At 67.1% G+C, this 16,238-nt stretch carries 14 protein-coding genes; 8 read left to right on the forward strand and 6 right to left on the reverse strand.

What is annotated here, in order from left to right; genetic code table 11:
• Positions 1 to 17: 17 nt before the first annotated feature.
• The 4 genes from ACSQ12_RS02755 (at position 18) to ACSQ12_RS02770 (ending at position 6,314) form a co-directional block, all read left to right on the forward strand.
• Positions 18 to 1,418 (forward strand): mannitol dehydrogenase family protein, encoded by a 1,401-nt coding sequence (locus ACSQ12_RS02755; protein WP_436066920.1) that lies wholly within the window; start codon positions 18 to 20, stop codon positions 1,416 to 1,418.
• Positions 1,419 to 1,423: 5 nt separating this feature from the next.
• Positions 1,424 to 2,653: a D-mannonate dehydratase ManD gene (gene manD / locus ACSQ12_RS02760; RefSeq protein WP_436064239.1), complete on the forward strand. Its 1,230-nt coding sequence runs from the start codon at positions 1,424 to 1,426 to the stop codon at positions 2,651 to 2,653.
• Positions 2,643 to 4,970: a gluconokinase, GntK/IdnK-type gene (locus ACSQ12_RS02765; protein ID WP_436064240.1), complete on the forward strand. Its 2,328-nt coding sequence runs from the start codon at positions 2,643 to 2,645 to the stop codon at positions 4,968 to 4,970. The genes manD and ACSQ12_RS02765 overlap by 11 nt, the downstream gene beginning before the upstream one ends.
• A gap of 81 nt (positions 4,971 to 5,051) precedes the next feature.
• Positions 5,052 to 6,314, forward strand: coding sequence for an FAD-dependent oxidoreductase (locus tag ACSQ12_RS02770; protein ID WP_436064241.1), 1,263 nt, complete (start codon positions 5,052 to 5,054; stop codon positions 6,312 to 6,314).
• On the opposite strand, the gene ACSQ12_RS02775 is transcribed toward ACSQ12_RS02770, so the two are convergent.
• From ACSQ12_RS02775 to acsA, 5 genes are read right to left on the reverse strand one after another with little or no spacing between them, the layout of a single operon-like run.
• A complete protein-coding gene (locus ACSQ12_RS02775; RefSeq protein ID WP_436064242.1) occupies positions 6,293 to 6,535 on the reverse strand; it encodes an acyl carrier protein in 243 nt (80 codons plus the stop codon). The genes ACSQ12_RS02770 and ACSQ12_RS02775 overlap by 22 nt on opposite strands.
• The gene (locus ACSQ12_RS02780; RefSeq protein WP_436064243.1) at positions 6,532 to 8,001 is read right to left on the reverse strand and encodes a 2-oxo acid dehydrogenase subunit E2; all 1,470 of its coding nucleotides are present in this window, start codon (positions 7,999 to 8,001) and stop codon (positions 6,532 to 6,534) included. The genes ACSQ12_RS02775 and ACSQ12_RS02780 overlap by 4 nt, the downstream gene beginning before the upstream one ends.
• Positions 7,994 to 8,974 carry an alpha-ketoacid dehydrogenase subunit beta gene (locus ACSQ12_RS02785; RefSeq protein ID WP_209747630.1) on the reverse strand — a complete coding sequence of 327 codons (981 nt, stop codon included), beginning with the start codon at positions 8,972 to 8,974 and terminating at the stop codon, positions 7,994 to 7,996. The genes ACSQ12_RS02780 and ACSQ12_RS02785 overlap by 8 nt, the downstream gene beginning before the upstream one ends.
• Positions 8,971 to 9,948: a pyruvate dehydrogenase (acetyl-transferring) E1 component subunit alpha gene (gene pdhA / locus ACSQ12_RS02790; RefSeq protein ID WP_436066921.1), complete on the reverse strand. Its 978-nt coding sequence runs from the start codon at positions 9,946 to 9,948 to the stop codon at positions 8,971 to 8,973. Before pdhA ends, ACSQ12_RS02785 begins: the two co-directional genes overlap by 4 nt.
• A 20-nt stretch (positions 9,949 to 9,968) precedes the next feature.
• Positions 9,969 to 11,792 carry an acetate--CoA ligase gene (gene acsA, locus ACSQ12_RS02795; protein WP_436064244.1) on the reverse strand — a complete coding sequence of 608 codons (1,824 nt, stop codon included), beginning with the start codon at positions 11,790 to 11,792 and terminating at the stop codon, positions 9,969 to 9,971.
• 149 nt (positions 11,793 to 11,941) lie between these two features.
• Between acsA and pyrE the strand changes: the two genes are divergently transcribed.
• The 4 genes from pyrE (at position 11,942) to ACSQ12_RS02815 (ending at position 15,295) form a co-directional block, all read left to right on the forward strand.
• Positions 11,942 to 12,526 carry an orotate phosphoribosyltransferase gene (gene pyrE / locus ACSQ12_RS02800; RefSeq protein ID WP_209747626.1) on the forward strand — a complete coding sequence of 195 codons (585 nt, stop codon included), beginning with the start codon at positions 11,942 to 11,944 and terminating at the stop codon, positions 12,524 to 12,526.
• Between the two features lie 123 nt (positions 12,527 to 12,649).
• Complete coding sequence (locus tag ACSQ12_RS02805; RefSeq protein ID WP_436064245.1) at positions 12,650 to 13,468, forward strand: GAF and ANTAR domain-containing protein; 819 nt, start codon at positions 12,650 to 12,652, stop codon at positions 13,466 to 13,468.
• 139 nt (positions 13,469 to 13,607) lie between these two features.
• Positions 13,608 to 14,201 (forward strand): hypothetical protein, encoded by a 594-nt coding sequence (locus ACSQ12_RS02810; RefSeq protein ID WP_209747622.1) that lies wholly within the window; start codon positions 13,608 to 13,610, stop codon positions 14,199 to 14,201.
• A 50-nt stretch (positions 14,202 to 14,251) separates the two neighbouring features.
• Complete coding sequence (locus ACSQ12_RS02815) at positions 14,252 to 15,295, forward strand: thioesterase domain-containing protein (protein ID WP_436064246.1); 1,044 nt, start codon at positions 14,252 to 14,254, stop codon at positions 15,293 to 15,295.
• A gap of 21 nt (positions 15,296 to 15,316) precedes the next feature.
• Here the strand turns inward: ACSQ12_RS02815 and ACSQ12_RS02820 are convergent, their stop codons facing one another.
• Entirely contained in the window at positions 15,317 to 16,147 is an 831-nt protein-coding gene (locus ACSQ12_RS02820) for an HAD-IIA family hydrolase (RefSeq protein ID WP_209747618.1), read from the reverse strand.
• Positions 16,148 to 16,238 lie beyond the last annotated feature (91 nt).

Consider the following 16,238-nt stretch of genomic DNA (forward strand, 5'->3'; position numbering starts at 1 on the left):
TGCTGAACCGTGCGCTGATGCCGCTGCCCAAGGCCCCGGTGCGGATCGTACATCTGGGCCTCGGAGCATTCCACCGTTCGCACGAGGCCTGGTACACGCAACATGCCGGCGACGGTGCCGAATGGGGCATCGCGGCGTTCACCGGCCGGCGGCCCGATGCAGCCGTGGCGCTGGCCGCGCAGGACGGGCTGTTCACGCTGATCGAGCGTTCCGGCAGCGGGGACAGTTTCGAAGTCATCGGAAGCATTGCCGAAGCCGTGGACGGAGCCGACGTCGGGCGCCTCCGCGAACTCGTCTCCGAGCCGGCGACCGCCATAGTTACGCTGACCATCACGGAGGCGGCGTACGGCCTGGCTTCGGACGGCAGCTTCGACGCAGGTGTTGCCGGTGTTGCCGGCGATCTGGCCCTGCTGGCTGATGCTGCCGGTGAAGGGGGGAAACCCATGACGCCGCTGGGCCGGCTGGTCTCGGCCCTCGCCGGCCGCAGGGACGCCGGGGCGGGGCCGATCGCCGTCGTCAGTTGCGATAACCTCTCAGGCAACGGAGACGTTGCCCGCCGCGCCGTCACGGGAATGGCGGAGGCCTGGGACGGCGAGCTTGCACGCTGGATCGTGGAGAACGTCAGTTTTGTCAGCACGTCCGTGGACCGGATCACTCCGCGAACCACCGATGCGGACATCGCCGAGGTGGAGCAGGCGTGCGGCTACCTGGACAGCTCGCCTGTGGTCGCGGAACCATTCCGGGACTGGGTCATCAGCGGGGATTTCCCGAAGGGCAGGCCCCGCTGGGAGGACGCCGGCGCCGTTTTGGTGGACGATATTGAACCCTACGAGAACCGCAAGCTGTGGCTCCTGAACGGTGCCCATTCGCTCCTGGCATATGCCGGTCTTCTCCGGGGGCACACCACGGTGGCCCAGGCACTCGAAGATCCAGGGTGCCGGAAGGCTGTGGAAGCCTTTTGGGACGAGGCGGCGGCGCATCTTCAGGGCGACGATCTTCACATCCCGGAATATCGGGATGCACTCCGCGGCAGGTTCAGCAACGGCCGCATCGCGCATCATCTGTCGCAAATTGCCGCCGACGGCACCACGAAACTCCGCATGCGGGCACTCCCGGTCCTCGCGGCCGAGAGATCCGAGGGCCGCTCCGGTGCCGGCAGCGCCCTTATGCTGGCCGCCTGGATCGACTTCGTGGCCGTTCGCAACGAGATTCAGGACCCGTTCTCCGCGGCAATCGGCGCGGCAAACAGGGCCCGCGGCACTGAGAGGGTGGCCGCCCTCCTCAACCTCATCAGCCCGCAACTGGGCGAAGACCCGCAGGTCGTTGCCTTGGTAGCCGGCCTGAGCGGAACTTTCACCACGGACACGTCGTCCAAGACCGTCACACCTGCCCACCTGATTCCTGGAAGGAACAGCTGAAGTTCATGAAGATCGTTGCAGCAGAAGTTTTCGTCACCAGCCCGTCCCGCAACTTCGTGACCCTCCGGATCACCACGGAGGACGGCGTGACCGGCATCGGTGACGCCACCCTGAACGGACGCGAGCTCGCAGTGGCCGCCTACCTCAAGGAACACGTTGCGCAGCTGCTGGTCGGCAAGGACCCGCACCGGATCGAGGACACCTGGCAGTTCCTGTACCGCAGCTCCTACTGGCGCCGCGGCCCGGTGACCATGGCCGCGATCGCAGCCGTGGACATGGCGCTCTGGGACATCAAGGGCAAAATGGCCGGCATGCCGGTCTACCAGCTCCTCGGCGGGGCTTCCCGCAACGGCCTGCGGGCGTACGGACACGCCTCCGGCGCGGACATTCCCTCTCTGTTCGACTCCGTCCGTGAGCACCTGGAACTCGGCTACAAGTCGGTCCGCATCCAGACCGCCGTTCCCGGCATCAAGGCCGTCTACGGTGTGGCCGCCCAGGCCCAGGCCTCCGGTGAGCGCTACGACTACGAGCCCGCCGGCCGCGGCGCGTTCCCGGTGGAAGAGGACTGGGACACCCGCGCGTACCTGCGCCACCTGCCCAGCGTGTTTGAAGCCGTCCGGAACGAGTTCGGCCCGGAACTGCCGCTGCTGCACGACGGCCACCACCGCATGACCCCGATCCAGGCCGCCAAGCTGGGCAAGGCGCTGGAACCCTATGACTTGTTCTGGCTCGAGGACTGCACCCCGGCCGAGAACCAGGAGGCGCTGCGCCTGGTCCGCCAGCACACCACCACCCCGCTGGCCATCGGGGAAATCTTCAACACCGTGTACGACTACCAGACCATCATCAAGGAACAGCTGATCGACTACGTCCGGGCAGCCTCCACGCACTTCGGCGGTATCTCCCCGCTGAAGAAGGTCATGGACTTCGCCGCGCAGTACCAGATCAAGTCCGGCTTCCACGGCCCCACCGACATCTCCCCGGTGGGCTTCGCCGCGCAGCTTCATGTAGGCCTGGCCATCCACAACTACGGCATCCAGGAATACATGCAGCACTCGGACAAGACCAACGAGGTCTTCGAGCAGTCCATGACGTTCGTGGACGGCTACCTGCACCCGGGGGACAAGCCCGGCATCGGCGTCGAATTCAACGAGGAAGCCGCGGCCGCGTTCCCGTACCAGCAGGCCTACCTCCCGTACAACCGCCTTGTTGACGGCACCGTCCATGACTGGTGAGGCCCGGGCTGTGTCACCGCACGGCGCAGCAAAGCACCGCATCATCGTCATGGGGGTCTCCGGCTGCGGCAAGACCACCATCGGCGACCTCGTGGCCCGCGAACTGGGCGTACCGTTCCTCGACGGCGACTCCCTCCACCCCGTGGAAAACGTGGCCAAGATGGCGGCCGGCACGCCGCTGACCGACGAGGACCGGTGGCCCTGGCTGGCCACCGTGGGCGCGGAGCTGGCCAACGCCGGCGACGGCGGACTGGTGCTCGCGTGCTCTGCCCTGCGGCGCAGCTACCGCGACGCCATCCGGGAGCAGGCACCGGACACCGTGTTCCTGCACCTTCACGGCAGCAAAGAAGTGCTCCGGGCACGCACTGAAGGGCGCACCGGCCACTTCATGCCGCCTGCCCTCCTTGATTCGCAGCTCGCAACGCTGGAACCGCTCGACGCCGACGAAGCCGGCATCGTCGTCGACATCGCAGCCCCTGTCAGCCAGGTGGTGACCGAAGCGCTCGCAGGCATTGCCGCCGCCGTCGTAACTCCCGCCCGGAGCAGCGAAGGCGCGGCGGGCACCCAGCCGCGCCGGTTCGACGTCGACCTCCATGCCGCGCCGTTCAACCTCGACGACGACGCCGTGGCGTGGGTGGATTCCACGATCACCGGGATGAGCCTCGAGGAAAAGATCGGGCAGCTGTTCATCAACCACAACAACGACTACTCCCCGGAGTACCTGGACGGCGTCCTGGAGAACTACCACGTGGGCGGCATGCGCTACCGGCCGGGCACCTCGGCCGCGGTGCAGGAACATATCCGCTACGCGCAGTCCAGGACCCGCATCCCATTGCTGGTGGCCTCGAACCCGGAAATGGGGGGAGCCGGAAGCTGCGACGACGGCACGTTTGTGTCCACGCACCTGCAGGCCGGCTCGCATCCGGACAAGTCCATCGCCCGGCAGATGGGGCAGGTTGCCGGCGTGGAAACCGCGGCGCTGGGCTGTAACTGGGCGTTCGCGCCGATCGTGGACATCCACTACAACTGGCGGAACACGGTGATCTCCACCCGGGCCTTCGGCAACACACCGGAGATCGTGGTGGAGCGCGCCAAGGAGTACTTCGACGGCATCAGCGAGTCGCCCACCGCCTGCGCCATGAAGCACTTTCCGGGCGACGGCGTGGACGAACGCGACCAGCACGTGGTCACGTCCTACAACACCCTCGGTTACGAGGAGTGGAACCGGAGCTACGGGCACGTGTACCGGGAAATGATCGGCCACGGCGTGCAGTCCATCATGATCGGGCACATCGGTGCGCCGGAACTTTCCCGCCACTTCCGTCCCGGCCTGGCGGACAAGGACATCCGGCCGGCCACGCTGGCGCCCGAACTGCTCCAGGACCTGCTCCGCGGCGAGCTCGGCTTCAACGGGCTGATCCTTACCGACGCCTCGCAGATGGTGGGCCTCACCCAGGCCATGAAACGCAAGGACCTGGTCCCGGCCACCATTGCCGCCGGCTGCGACATGTTCCTGTTCTTCCGCAACCCCGCGGAAGACTTCGGCTACATGCTGGACGGCTACAAGTCCGGCGTCATCACCGAGCAGCGCCTGCACGACGCACTGCGCCGGATCCTGGGGCTCAAGGCAAGCCTTGGGCTGCACCGGAAGGCCCGCAACGGGCTGGTGCCGCCGGCGGAAGCACTCGGCGTGATCGGAAGCGACGCGCACCGGGCCATCGCTGCGGAGATTGCGGACAAGACCGTCACCCTGGTCAAGGACACCGCCCACAACCTGCCCATCACCCCGGACACGCACCAGCGGATCCGTCTCTACGGCATCTCCGGCGGTTCGGACTTCACCCGCGCGGACCCGCTGGCCTACCTGGACACCGTCAAGGAGGAGCTGGAACACGCCGGTTTCGAGGTGCACCTGTTCAAGACGGCGGACCAGCGGGAAGCGGAGGGGGAGACCGGCGTGAATTTCATGTCGGTCATCTCCGAGGAAGCCACCGGGGACTACGCGGACAAGTACGATGCCGCCTTTGTGTTCGCCAATGTAAAGGGCTTCGCCCAGGAGGCAGCCATCCGGATCAAGTGGTCCTCACCGATGGCCGCCGAGATCCCGTGGTACGTCACCGAGGTCCCCACCGTGTTCGTCTCGCTCAACCAGCCCAACCACCTGATTGACGTGCCGATGGTGAAGACAGCCATCAACGCGCACGCCGGATCGCGCGAGGCCATTCGGGCGACCATCGAAAAGATCATGGGCAGGTCGGAATTCCAGGGGACGTTCAACGAGAACGTCTTCTGCGAGTCCTTCGACACCCGGCTCTGATCCTGCTCCGGCAGCACGCTAAAAGCCGCACGCGCCGCAATTGTGCGTGCGGCTTTTGTGCGTCCGGCGTAGCGTGGGTGCATGGAGCGAACGGGGTGCGCTGTTGTCGGGGGAGGCCCGGCGGGCATGATGCTGGGACTGCTGCTGGCCCGGGCCGGGGTGGAGGTCACGGTCCTCGAAAAACACGGCGACTTCCTCCGGGACTTCCGCGGCGACACCGTGCACGCCTCCACCATCAGGCTGATCGACGAGCTCGGGCTGGGCGACGGATTCCGCAAGCTCCCGCAGAGCAAACTGAACAACGTCGCCTTCCCCATCCCGGGCGTCGGACTGGTCACGCTGGGCGATTTCGCGACCCTGAAGCCCCCGTACAACTACATCGCCATGATGCCGCAGTGGGACTTCCTGAACTTCCTGGCCACCGAGGCCGCGAGCGAACCCACGTTCACGCTCCTGATGGAGCATGAAGCCACGTCGCTAATGTTCGACGGCGGCCGCGTCACCGGCGTCCGCTACCGGACGCGGGGAGGTACTAAAGGGCAGGGTACTGAGGGGGCGCTGCATGCGGACCTCGTGGTGGCCACCGACGGCCGCCATTCCGTGCTGCGCCGGGCCGCCGGCCTGCAGCCGAAGGACTATCCGGTTCCCTTCGACACCTGGTGGTTCAAGCTCCCGCGCCATGCTTCGGAGAAAGGCGCAGTGGCGGGCATCGTCCCGGCGTTCCGGGACCGCGAAGCCATGATCGCGCTGTTCCGCGACGACTACTACCAGATGGGGTACCTCGGCCCCAAGGGAGCGGACGCGCGGATACGCTCCGAGGGCGTTGAACGGTTCAGGGAACGCGTCGCCGCCCTGCGTCCGGACCTGGCGGACCGGGTGGACTCCATCCGTTCGCTCGAGGACCTTCACTGGCTGGATGTGCGGCTGGACCGGCTGCGGCGCTGGTACGTGGACGGGCTGCTGTGCGTCGGCGACGCCGCCCATGCCATGTCCCCAGCGGGCGGGGTGGGCATCAACCTGGCCATCCAGGATGCCGTGGCGGCAGCGGCACTGCTGGCACCGGCCCTGGTCCGGGGCAACGTGTCGATCAAGGACCTCGCGGCGGTGGAACGGCGGCGCCGGATGCCCACCGTCATTGTCCAGACCGTCCAAAGGGTCATGCACCGGGCGGTTTTCGTTCCGCTGTTCGCCGGACGGAGGCCGGGTGCTCCGCCGGTCCTGCTGTTTTTTGTCCGGCACGCCCCGGTGGTGCGGCGGCTCTTGCCGCGGCTCATCGCCTTCGGACCCAGGCCGGAACATGCGCCCGCTTTTGCCCGCCGTGCTCAGCCGCGGGCGGCGAGGTAATCGATCATGCCCTTGACGGTGGCCACTGCAGTGTAGTCACGTTCCGGAATGTCCACGCCGGTGGCCTCGTTGATGGTTTCCACAAGCCTGAGGAAATCCAGCGAATCAAGTTCAAGGTCCTGCCGCAGCCGCGAGCCCTCGTCGAGGCCGTCAAAGTCCACGTCCGGCGCTACCTGGCCGATGGCCGTGTGCACGGCCTGCCGTGCATCCTGCTCGTTCATAGCTCCTCCGGTTTTTGCAGCAGTTCGTCGATGCGGGCCAGGAAGCGGCCGCCCCGGAGCCCGTCGCTGACCCGGTGGTCGGCGGACAGGGTGGCGGTGACGGCGGGTCGCACACCGAGCATGCCGTCGTGTGCCCAGGGCTGCTCCACCAGCTTGCCCAGGCCCACCATGGCCACCTGCGGCGGATAGATGACACCGTAAACGGCCTCCACGCCCAGGTCGCCCAGATTCGTCACCGTGAGGGTGGGATCGGCCATTTCCGCGCGCTGCAGCCGCCCGGCACGCGCCCGGCTGACGAGGTCCCGCAATTGCTGCATCAGCACGTCCAGGGCCAAGGTGTCGGCGTCGTGGATGGCAGGCGCCACCAGGCCGCCGTGCCGCAGCGCCACCGCAACGCCCAGGTGCACGGATCTGCTGGGCCGGAACACTCCGTCGGTGAAGAAGCCGTTGACTTCCGGGACCTCACGGGCGGCAAGGGCTGTCGCCTTCAGCAGCAGGGCAGACGGAACCAGCCGCGAGGCCACCGGGCGCTGTTCGTTGACCTGCTGCATCCACGCGATGGCGGCGCGCAGGTCCAGTGTGGTGCTGACGTAGTAGTGCGGGATGGATTTCTTGGACCGGCTCATGAGCGCGCCGATGGCGCGCCGCAGGCTGGACAAGCGGTCCTGCGCTTCCGACGGCGGCGCCTCCTTCGGGGGCAGCGCCTCCGCCCCGGGAAGGGCGGCTTCTTCCGCTGGCGCCTCTTCTGCCGGAACCGCCGCCCTGTGCCCGCTTACGGCCCGCTGGATATCAGCTTCGGTGACGGCGCCGTCGGGCCCCGTGCCGGGCACACTCCCGATGTCGACGCCGAGCTGGTCCGCGAGCCGCCGGGCCCGCGGCGAGGACCGCACCCTGGCCCCGTGGGGCACAGGCGCAGCGTGGACCGCCGCAGCTGCCGGGACTGCCGCAGCCGCCGGGACTGCCGGAGCCGCCGGACGGGGCCGGGCAGCTGCGGCGTGTTCCACATCGGCGCGGGTGACGGCGCCGTGCCGGCCCGTGCCGCGGATCCCTGCCGTATCCACGCCAAGCTGGTGCGCCAGGTGCCGGACCGGGGGCGGGACCTGCGCCGCGGCAGCGGCCGCGCCTGCCGGCTCCACGGCACCTGCCGTGACTGCTGCCTCTGCCGTTCCTGAAGCCGGCTTCGCGAGCGGACCCGCAGGCCGCCCGCCTGCCTGGCCGGCGCCGTCGTCGGGAGTCTGGGTGATCCGGGCCAGCGGAGTGCCGATGGGAACGGTGGTGCCCACATCCACCAGCAGTTCTGCCACCACGCCCTCTTCGAAGGACTCCACGTCCATCACGGTCTTGTCCGTGTCCACAACGGCCACCACATCGCCGCGGTGCACGTAGTCGCCAGGCTTGATAAGCCACTCCACCATCTTGCCGTGCTCCATGTCCGCGCCAAGGGACGGCATCCTGAAATCACCCACGCGCCCCAACCGCCTCCCGGGCAGCGGCGACGATGCGTTCCACCGTGGGCAGCGCCGCCAGTTCCAGGTGTTTGGCATAGGGCAGCGGCACTTCCGCGCTGCAGACCCGGCCCACGGGCGCATCCAGGTCGAAGAAGGCATTTTCGGTGATCCGTGCGCTCAGTTCGGCCGAGATGCTGCCGCTCCGCCAGCCCTCGTCCACCACCACGGCACGGTGGGTCTTGGCCACGCTCCCCAGGATGGCGGCGTCGTCGAGCGGGCGCAGTACGCGCAAATCGAGCACCTCGGCGTCGATGCCCTCAGCTGCCAGCCGGGCGGCGGCGTCGAGCACTGCCGGCAAGGTTCCGCCATAGGTGATGAGCGAAATGTCCTGGCCTGGCCGGCGGACGGCCGCTGTGCTGATGTCCACGGGGCCGGCGTCGTCGGCGAGTTCCCCGGCGACGTTGTACAGGGTGCCGTGCTCGAAGATCAACACCGGATCCGGGTCCTCCAATGCGGTCCACAGCATCCCGCGGGCATCCTCAAGGGTTGCCGGGGTGAGGATCCGCAGGCCCGGGATGTGCGCCAGCCAGCCCTCCAGGCTGTGCGAGTGCTGGGCACCCAGCTGCCGGCCGGCACCCGTGGTCATCCGGACCACCAGCGGCACGTTGAACTGCCCGCCGGACATGTGCAGCAGGGTGGCGGCATTGTTCACCAGCTGGTCCAGCGCCAGCAGGCTGAAGTTCACGGTCATGATCTCAACTATGGGCCGCATCCCGCCGAGGGCCGCCCCGATGCCTGCGCCCACGAAGCCGGCTTCGGATAACGGAGTGTCCCGGATCCGTTCCGGACCGAACTCCTCGAACAGGCCCAGGCTCACGGCGAAGCAGCCGCCGTACGCACCAACATCCTCACCCATGAGGAACACCCGTTCGTCGCGCTGGATGGCATCCCGGATGGCTGCCCGCATGGCCTCGCGGTAGGTGGTCTTCATTCCGGGCTCCGCTCGCTGTAGACAAACCGGGTCAGGTCTTCAAGCGGCTCCGGAGTCCCGGCCTCGGCGAATTCCACCGCGGCTTTCACTTCGTCCTCCACCTCGCGCTGGATGGATTTCCAGTCCTTCTCCGACAGTTTCCCGGCCGTTTCCAAGGCCTTTCGCAGCGTGTCGATGGGATCGCGCTCCATCCAGCGGGAGACCTCCTTCTTGTCCCGGTACCGTTCCGGATCGAACATGGAGTGGGCCCTGAAGCGGTAGGTCCGCAACTCGAGGAAGTGCGGTCCGCCGCCGGCCCGGACGGCGTCCACGGCGCGCCGGGCCGCCTCTTCGACGGCGAGCACATCCATCCCGTCCGCGGACCACGAGGCGATCTCGTAGCCGGCGGCCTTCAGGGCAATATCGGTCTGTGATTCGGAACGGGCAAGCGCGGTGCCCATGGCGTAGAGGTTGTTTTCGCAGCAGAACAGCACGGGCAGCTGCCAGAGTGCGGCGAGGTTCAGGCTCTCGTGGAATGCGCCCTCGGCGACGGCGCCTTCGCCGAAGAAGCAGACGGTCACCCGGGAGCGTCCGGACATCTTGTCGGCGAGCGCCAGGCCCACGGCCAGCGGCAGCCCGCCCGCCACGATGGCGTTGCCGCCGAAGAAGCGGGTGCCGGCGTCGAAGAGGTGCATGGAGCCGCCGCGGCCGCGGCAGCAGCCCTCCACATGGCCGTACATTTCGGCCAGGATGGCTCCTGCGGGCACGCCGCGCAGCAACGCGTGGCCGTGTTCCCGGTACGTTGCCACCACGGCGTCGTCCGGAGCGAGGGTGCTCATCACACCCGCGGCCACCGCTTCCTCGCCGATGTAGACGTGCAGGAATCCGCGGATCTTGGCGGCGCTGTAGAGCTCCACGCATTGTTCCTCGAGCCGCCGCACCCGCAGCATCTGATGGAGCAGGTGGCGTGCATGGTCGAAGTCCGCTTTTCCCATGCCGCGCGCTGATGTCCCGGTCACGAAGGCGCTCCGGGAAAGCGGCCGGGAGGTGACTCGATGGTTGAGGTGTCCCCCTCGGGGAGGCCGAGTTCGCGGGCCCTGAGGAGCCGCCGGAGGATCTTGCCGCTGCGAGTCTTGGGCAGCGCCTCGGTGAAGTCCAGCAGCCGGGGAGCCACCGCGGGGCCCAGCCGTTTGCGGGCGAAGCCGATGATGTCCAGCTTGAGTGCCTCCGAGGGCTGCCACCCGGTGCGGAGTTCCACGAAGGCCTTGACCACTTCGCCGGCAACGGGATCAGGGACGCCGATCACGCCTGCCTCAGCCACTGCTTCGTGCTCCATCAGCGAGCTCTCCACCTCGAACGGGCCGATCAGGTGGCCCGAGGACTTGATGACGTCATCGCCCCGGCCGACGAACCAGAAGTACCCGTCGGCGTCCATCTTCGCCAGGTCCCCGGTGAGGTACCAGCCGCCGGCAAAGCATCGCCGGTACCGTTCGTCTTCGTGGAGGTAGCCGCGGAACATCGAAGGCCAGCCCGGACGGAGGGCCAGTTCGCCCACCCCCTCCGGTTCGGTCACGAGGACGGCTTCGCCGTTCCGGACCACCGCTTTGCCGTCCTGGTCCCGGGCAACGATCGCAGCTTCAACGCCGGGGAGCGGCCGGCCCATGGAGCCGGGCCGGATCTCCATGGCGGGATAGTTCGAAATCATGATGCCCCCGGTTTCGGTCTGCCACCAGTTGTCGTGGACAGGCTGGCCGAAGGCTTCCCGGCCCCACACCACCACTTCGGGGTTGAGCGGTTCCCCCACGCTGGCCACAAACCGGAGTGCGGACAGATCGTGCCCTACCGCGTGCCCGACACCGGCCTTCATCAGCATGCGCAGTGCGGTGGGGGCGGTGTACCAGACGGTGACGTGCTGCTCGGCGAGGATCCGGTACCACCTGTCCGCGTCCATCTCCTCTTCGTCCACAATGGTGGTCACGCCGTGGGTGAGGGGAGCGATCACGCCGTAGGAGGTGCCGGTGACCCAGCCGGGATCGGCCGTGCACCAGTAGACGTCGTCCGGGTGCAGGTCCAGCGCGAAGAAGCCGGTGGCGTGGTGCGCCGTGACGGCGTCGTGAACGTGGATGGCGCCTTTGGGGGTGCCGGTGGTGCCGCTGGTGAAGTGCAGCAGGGCCATTTCCTCGGCGCGGGTCGGGACGGTGTCCAGCGGCTGCGCGTCCCGCATCAGTTCGGCCAGATCCAGGGTTCCGGGGTCCGGACGTCCCTCGGCATCGATCAGGAGCACGTGCTCCAGCTCCGGCAACTGGTCGCGCATCTGGGCAACCTTCCGCCGGTACAGCGCCCGTGTGGTGACCAGGGCGCGGCCGGACCCCAAATGAAGCCGCTGACGGACGGGCTCCGGGCCGAAGGCGGAAAACAGGGGGCAGAACACACTGGCATTCTTGAGCGTTCCCAACACCGCGACATACAGCTCGGGGCTGCGGCCCATAAGAGAAAAGACCCGTTCCCCGCGGCCGATACCCAGCCCGTGCAGGACGCCGGCAAACCGTCCTGTCTGCTCCGCCAGCTCTGCGTACGTCAAGGAGCGGGCGCTGCCGTCGGCGCGGATGAAGCGCAGGGCCTCGTGGGTTGCCCGTTCGCCCGCGGCGTGGCGGTCCACCGCCTCGTACGCAATGTTGACGCCGCCGCCGGGAAGTCCGGCCAGCGCCTGCCGCTCCCGATCCCACGAGAACCCGGCGCGGCTGGCATCGTAGTCCACCATATTCGGGCGGACGGCGAGGCCGCTGATGTCCTTGGGGATTGCGGGCCAGCGGGTCGATGGAGCGGTTCCGGCCGTCATGATTCAATCGGACTCCTCGCCGGGAAAGCTGCATAGAGTAGAAAGTCCTGTGGCCCCTCTCCGGGCGGTCTTCGTCCCGTTCCGCGGCCCGTTCCCCGGCACCGCGGGCACGGGCCGTCACAAACCGCGGAGCCACTAAACTGGACCCCATGACTGCCTCCAGTGCCCCTGCAGCAGATGCTGCCGCCGCCCGTGCCCGCCTGCTCGAACTCATCAAAGAACTCGCCGTGGTCCGCGGCAAGGTGATCCTGTCCAGCGGAGCCGAGGCCGACTACTACATCGACCTCCGCCGCATCACGCTGCACCACGAGGCGTCCAAGCTGGTAGGCCAGGTCATGCTGTCGCTGATCGACGACGCCGGCATCGACTTTGAATGTGCCGGCGGGCTCACCATGGGAGCCGACCCCGTGGGCACCGCCGTGATGCACGCCGCCGGGGACGCCGGCCGCACTGTCGACGCGTTCGTTGTCCGCAAGGCGCAGAAGTCCTACGGCATGGGCCGCCAGGTGGAAGGGCCCTCGGTGGAGGGCCGCAAGGTCCTGGTGCTCGAGGACACGTCCACCACGGGCGGTTCCGCGCTGACCGCCGTGGAGGGTGTCCGCAAGGCCGGCGGCAACGTGGTGGCTGTCGCCGTGATCGTGGACCGCGACACCGGCGCCAAGGAAAAGATCGAAGCCGAGACCGGTGTTCCCTACCTGTTTGCCTTCGGCAAGGATGAACTCGGCCTGAACTAGGGGTATGGCGGCAGCGTAACGGCACGATTCAGCCGGAAGCTAACTCCGCTTGGATGGCCGCAAGGCGTGACCCTACAATTTGTGTAGCTCAATTACAAGTTACGCACCTGGAGACAACGCGCCATGCTCCCGTCCAAGCCAGCACCCACCACTGTGGACCAGATCCAGAACCTCATCCTGGAGAGTGCCGATTTCGAGGACTTCCTCAACGAACTGGCGCGCTTTTCTGCGCACCAGATGGCGGGCGACGGTGATGACGCACTCTGCGGCATCACACTGCTCCGGGACCGCAAGGCTGCCACCATCGGCTGGAGCAGCGATTCGGCGCGCGAGGTGGACGAGATCCAGTACAGGCTCTCCCAGGGTCCCTGCCTGACCGCAGCGCAGGAGGAACGCGAGGTCCACGTCCCGGATCTCTTCGAGGAGGACCGGTGGGGTCCCGACTACGCCAACGCCGTCGCCTCCCACGGGCTGCGGTCGGTGCTGTCGCTGCCTTTCAGCCTGCAGGGAGACGCCAAAGCGGCGCTGAACCTCTACTCGGATGTTCCGCACAAGTTTGATGGGACGGCGGCGGCACGTGCCCGGGAATACACCCGGGAAATCTCGCAGGCCCTCCGCCTGGCCGTCAGGTTCTCGCTGCACACGGACAGTGCCACGAACCTCCGTGCCACGCTGGAATCACGGACCACCATCGACATCGCCATAGGCATCGTCATGGCGCAGAACCGCTGCAGCCAGGAGGCGGCGGTGCAGATCCTGACTGATGCGTCCAGTAACAGCAACGTCAAGCTGCGGGACATCGCCAAGTCACTGGTGGATTCCGTCGGCGGGGCGGGCACGCGGACCCACTTCGAGGAGCCCGGACAGGGCCAGGACCGCGGACAGGGCCGAAGCCAGGACCGCAACCAGGACCGCCGCGAAGACCGCAGCCAGGCCGGGTAGCAGGGCCAGGCGGCAGGGCCGCCCACGGCCGCGAGGCCGGCGCCCCTGCCCCGAACCTCGGGCTTGTGGTGCCGCCCGACGGAGGATACGCTGTCCAAGGTTGAGCCGTCGGCCATAGACACCCTTTTTTGGAGTACCTATGGACCGCAAACTTCACGCCCTCGTTAAGCTGGACGTCGCCGCCGACGTTGTTCGGATCGAAGTCCGGGGCAGCCTCAACCAGGAATCCCGACCCGCCCTGGTGCACGTCATCCGGCGTATCCGCCGGATGGGCATTACTGCCCACATCCGCGTGGATTTCTCCCAGGCGGCGTGTGTGGAATCACCCGCTTTGGTGGGGCTCCGCAACGACCTCAACTCGATCGACAGCGGTGCCTCCGACGGCGACACCCCCACCGCTTCCGGTGTTTCACTCGAGTTCATGCCACGCCCGGACGCCCTGGCCGTTGACGCCGGACCCGGTTCGAAAACCCTGGAAATCACCGGCGAATTCGCCGCTTCCATCGACCCTTCGGGATACGGCCCGCTGACGCAATACTCCGACGACGAACTCCTGGCGGCCAGCGATTCCGTCTTCGGTCTCCTGGATGATCCCGCCGCGATTGCCGGTACGGAGCTGCTGGCGCAGTACGACGCGATCGGGATGGAAATTTCACGGCGGGAAAGCGCCGTAGCGGGCCGGAAGATCTCAACAGGCGAACTGCCGGCGCGTCCGGCCGAGCCCGTGATCTAGCTGGTTTAGCGGGTTTCATTTCCGGGTTCCGCTGTGGCTACGGTAGAGGTGTGCCGCGTGTCCAGGAGCCATTACAGCCGGAGGGCGGCCCCGGATCAGCCGAGGGCCGCCTCCTCAGGCATGCCGCCGAGCTCAAGCGGTTTTCCCGGCGCAATTTCCTGTTGGGGACGGGCGCGGCGTCGCTGCTGGCTGCGGATATGTTCTTCACCCGCTACGTCCAGGCGGAACGCCGCACCAACAGAATCCTGACTGTGGGCGATGATTTCGCGGAGAGCTACTACCCACACTCCAGCTGGATCCTGTTTCCCGGTTATAAAACCAGCTGGGAGGAGGCGCAGTGGATCCTCAACTCCCTGCGCGGCGCCCTGCGCCAGCGCGGCCAGCTGGCCGCCGTCGGCTATTCCAACGAAGGGCTGGACATTGACCAGATCGTGATCGCGGTCATTGAACACGTCCGGGCCAAACAGCTGACAAGCCTGTACTTCTACGGTCACAGCTTCGGCGGCATGGTGGCCACCCAGGTCGCTGCCCGGCTGCGCGAACTGCACGGGGTGGAGGTTGAATTCATCCTCTTGGACTCCAGCCCGTACAGCAAGTTCAATGTCCTGGACCAGAGTTGGTTCGAAGGCGTGGTGGTGCTCTACGAGGGCGGCTTCCGGGTTCCCACCGTGCTCCGCGGCGGGTATGAGCTGGGCGAGCGCATCGTGCACAAGGACGAACGGTCCTGGCGGCAGGTGCTGGACCAGAGCCTGGAGCAGTTGTCACCGATTGCCCCGTCCAGCGTGCTGATCCAGTCCGAATCCGCCTACATCTACCACTTCGACGCCACACGCTTCGCCGGCATGCTGGGCGGGACCCGGATGGCCTTCATCGGCAACCCCCGTGACGGCACCGTGAACTACGAGACGGCCCGCCAATCGTGGGCACAGACATTTGCCGCCAACATGGTGTCCAATGACCGCCGCACCGAAGATGCATTGCCGGCGCATGCCAGCCCGCAGTGGAACCCGTTCGTCTACCGGCCCATCATCGAGGAACTGCAGGATGAGATCTTCCCGCTGCCTTCCGGCGGGCACAGGATGACCGCGTTCTGAGCCGGCCCGCCGGATCCGGGCCTAGATCTGGCTCTTGAGGTCTGCCACCGAGTTCAGGATCTGGTTGGGACGGAACGGGTAGGCGGCAATGTCGTCCTTGTGGGTGATTCCGCTGAGGACCAGCACCGTGTGTAGCCCGGCCTCCATGCCGGCGATGATGTCCGTGTCCATCCGGTCGCCGATCATGGCGGTGGTCTCGGAGTGGGCATCGATCTGGTTCATGGCCGAGCGGAACATCATGGGGTTCGGCTTGCCCACGATGTAGGGCTCGCGGCCGGTGGCCTTGGTAATCAGTGCCGCGATGGCTCCGGTGGCCGGCATGGGCCCGTCCTTGGACGGGCCGGTGGCATCCGGGTTGGTGGCGATGAAGCGGGCGCCTGCCAGGATCAACCGGATGGCCATCGTAATGGCCTCGAAGGAGTAGGTGCGTGTCTCGCCAAGCACCACAAAGTCCGGGTTCTGGTCGGTGAGGATGAAGCCGGCCTCGTGCAGCGCCGTCGTAAGTCCTGCTTCGCCGATGGTGTAGGCGCGATTCCCGGATTCCGAGCCGCGCACCTGGTCCTTGAGGAACTGGGCGGTGGCCAGGGCCGACGTCCAGATGTTCTCCTCGGGGATCTCCAGGCCGGAGGAGCGCAGCCGCGCGGCCAGGTCGCGGGGCGTGAAGATGGAGTTGTTGGTGAGCACCAGGAAGCGCTTGGAGGTGTCCACCCAGCGCTGGATCAGTTCTGCTGCTCCCGGGATCGGCTGGTTTTCGTGGACCAGGACGCCGTCCATGTCAGTCAGCCAGCACTCGATTTCCTGGCCGCTTCGGTAAACCGCTGCCGATGAACGTACTTCGTCTGACTCTGCCATGCTGATCCTCCAACGCTGATGTGCCGGTTCCGGCTCCCAGTCTGTCATTTTTCGGACGGCGGAACATCCGGGGGCTCAAGAATGACGGACG

Source organism: Arthrobacter sp. LjRoot14, assembly GCF_964253905.1.
Lineage (GTDB): Bacteria > Actinomycetota > Actinomycetes > Actinomycetales > Micrococcaceae > Arthrobacter.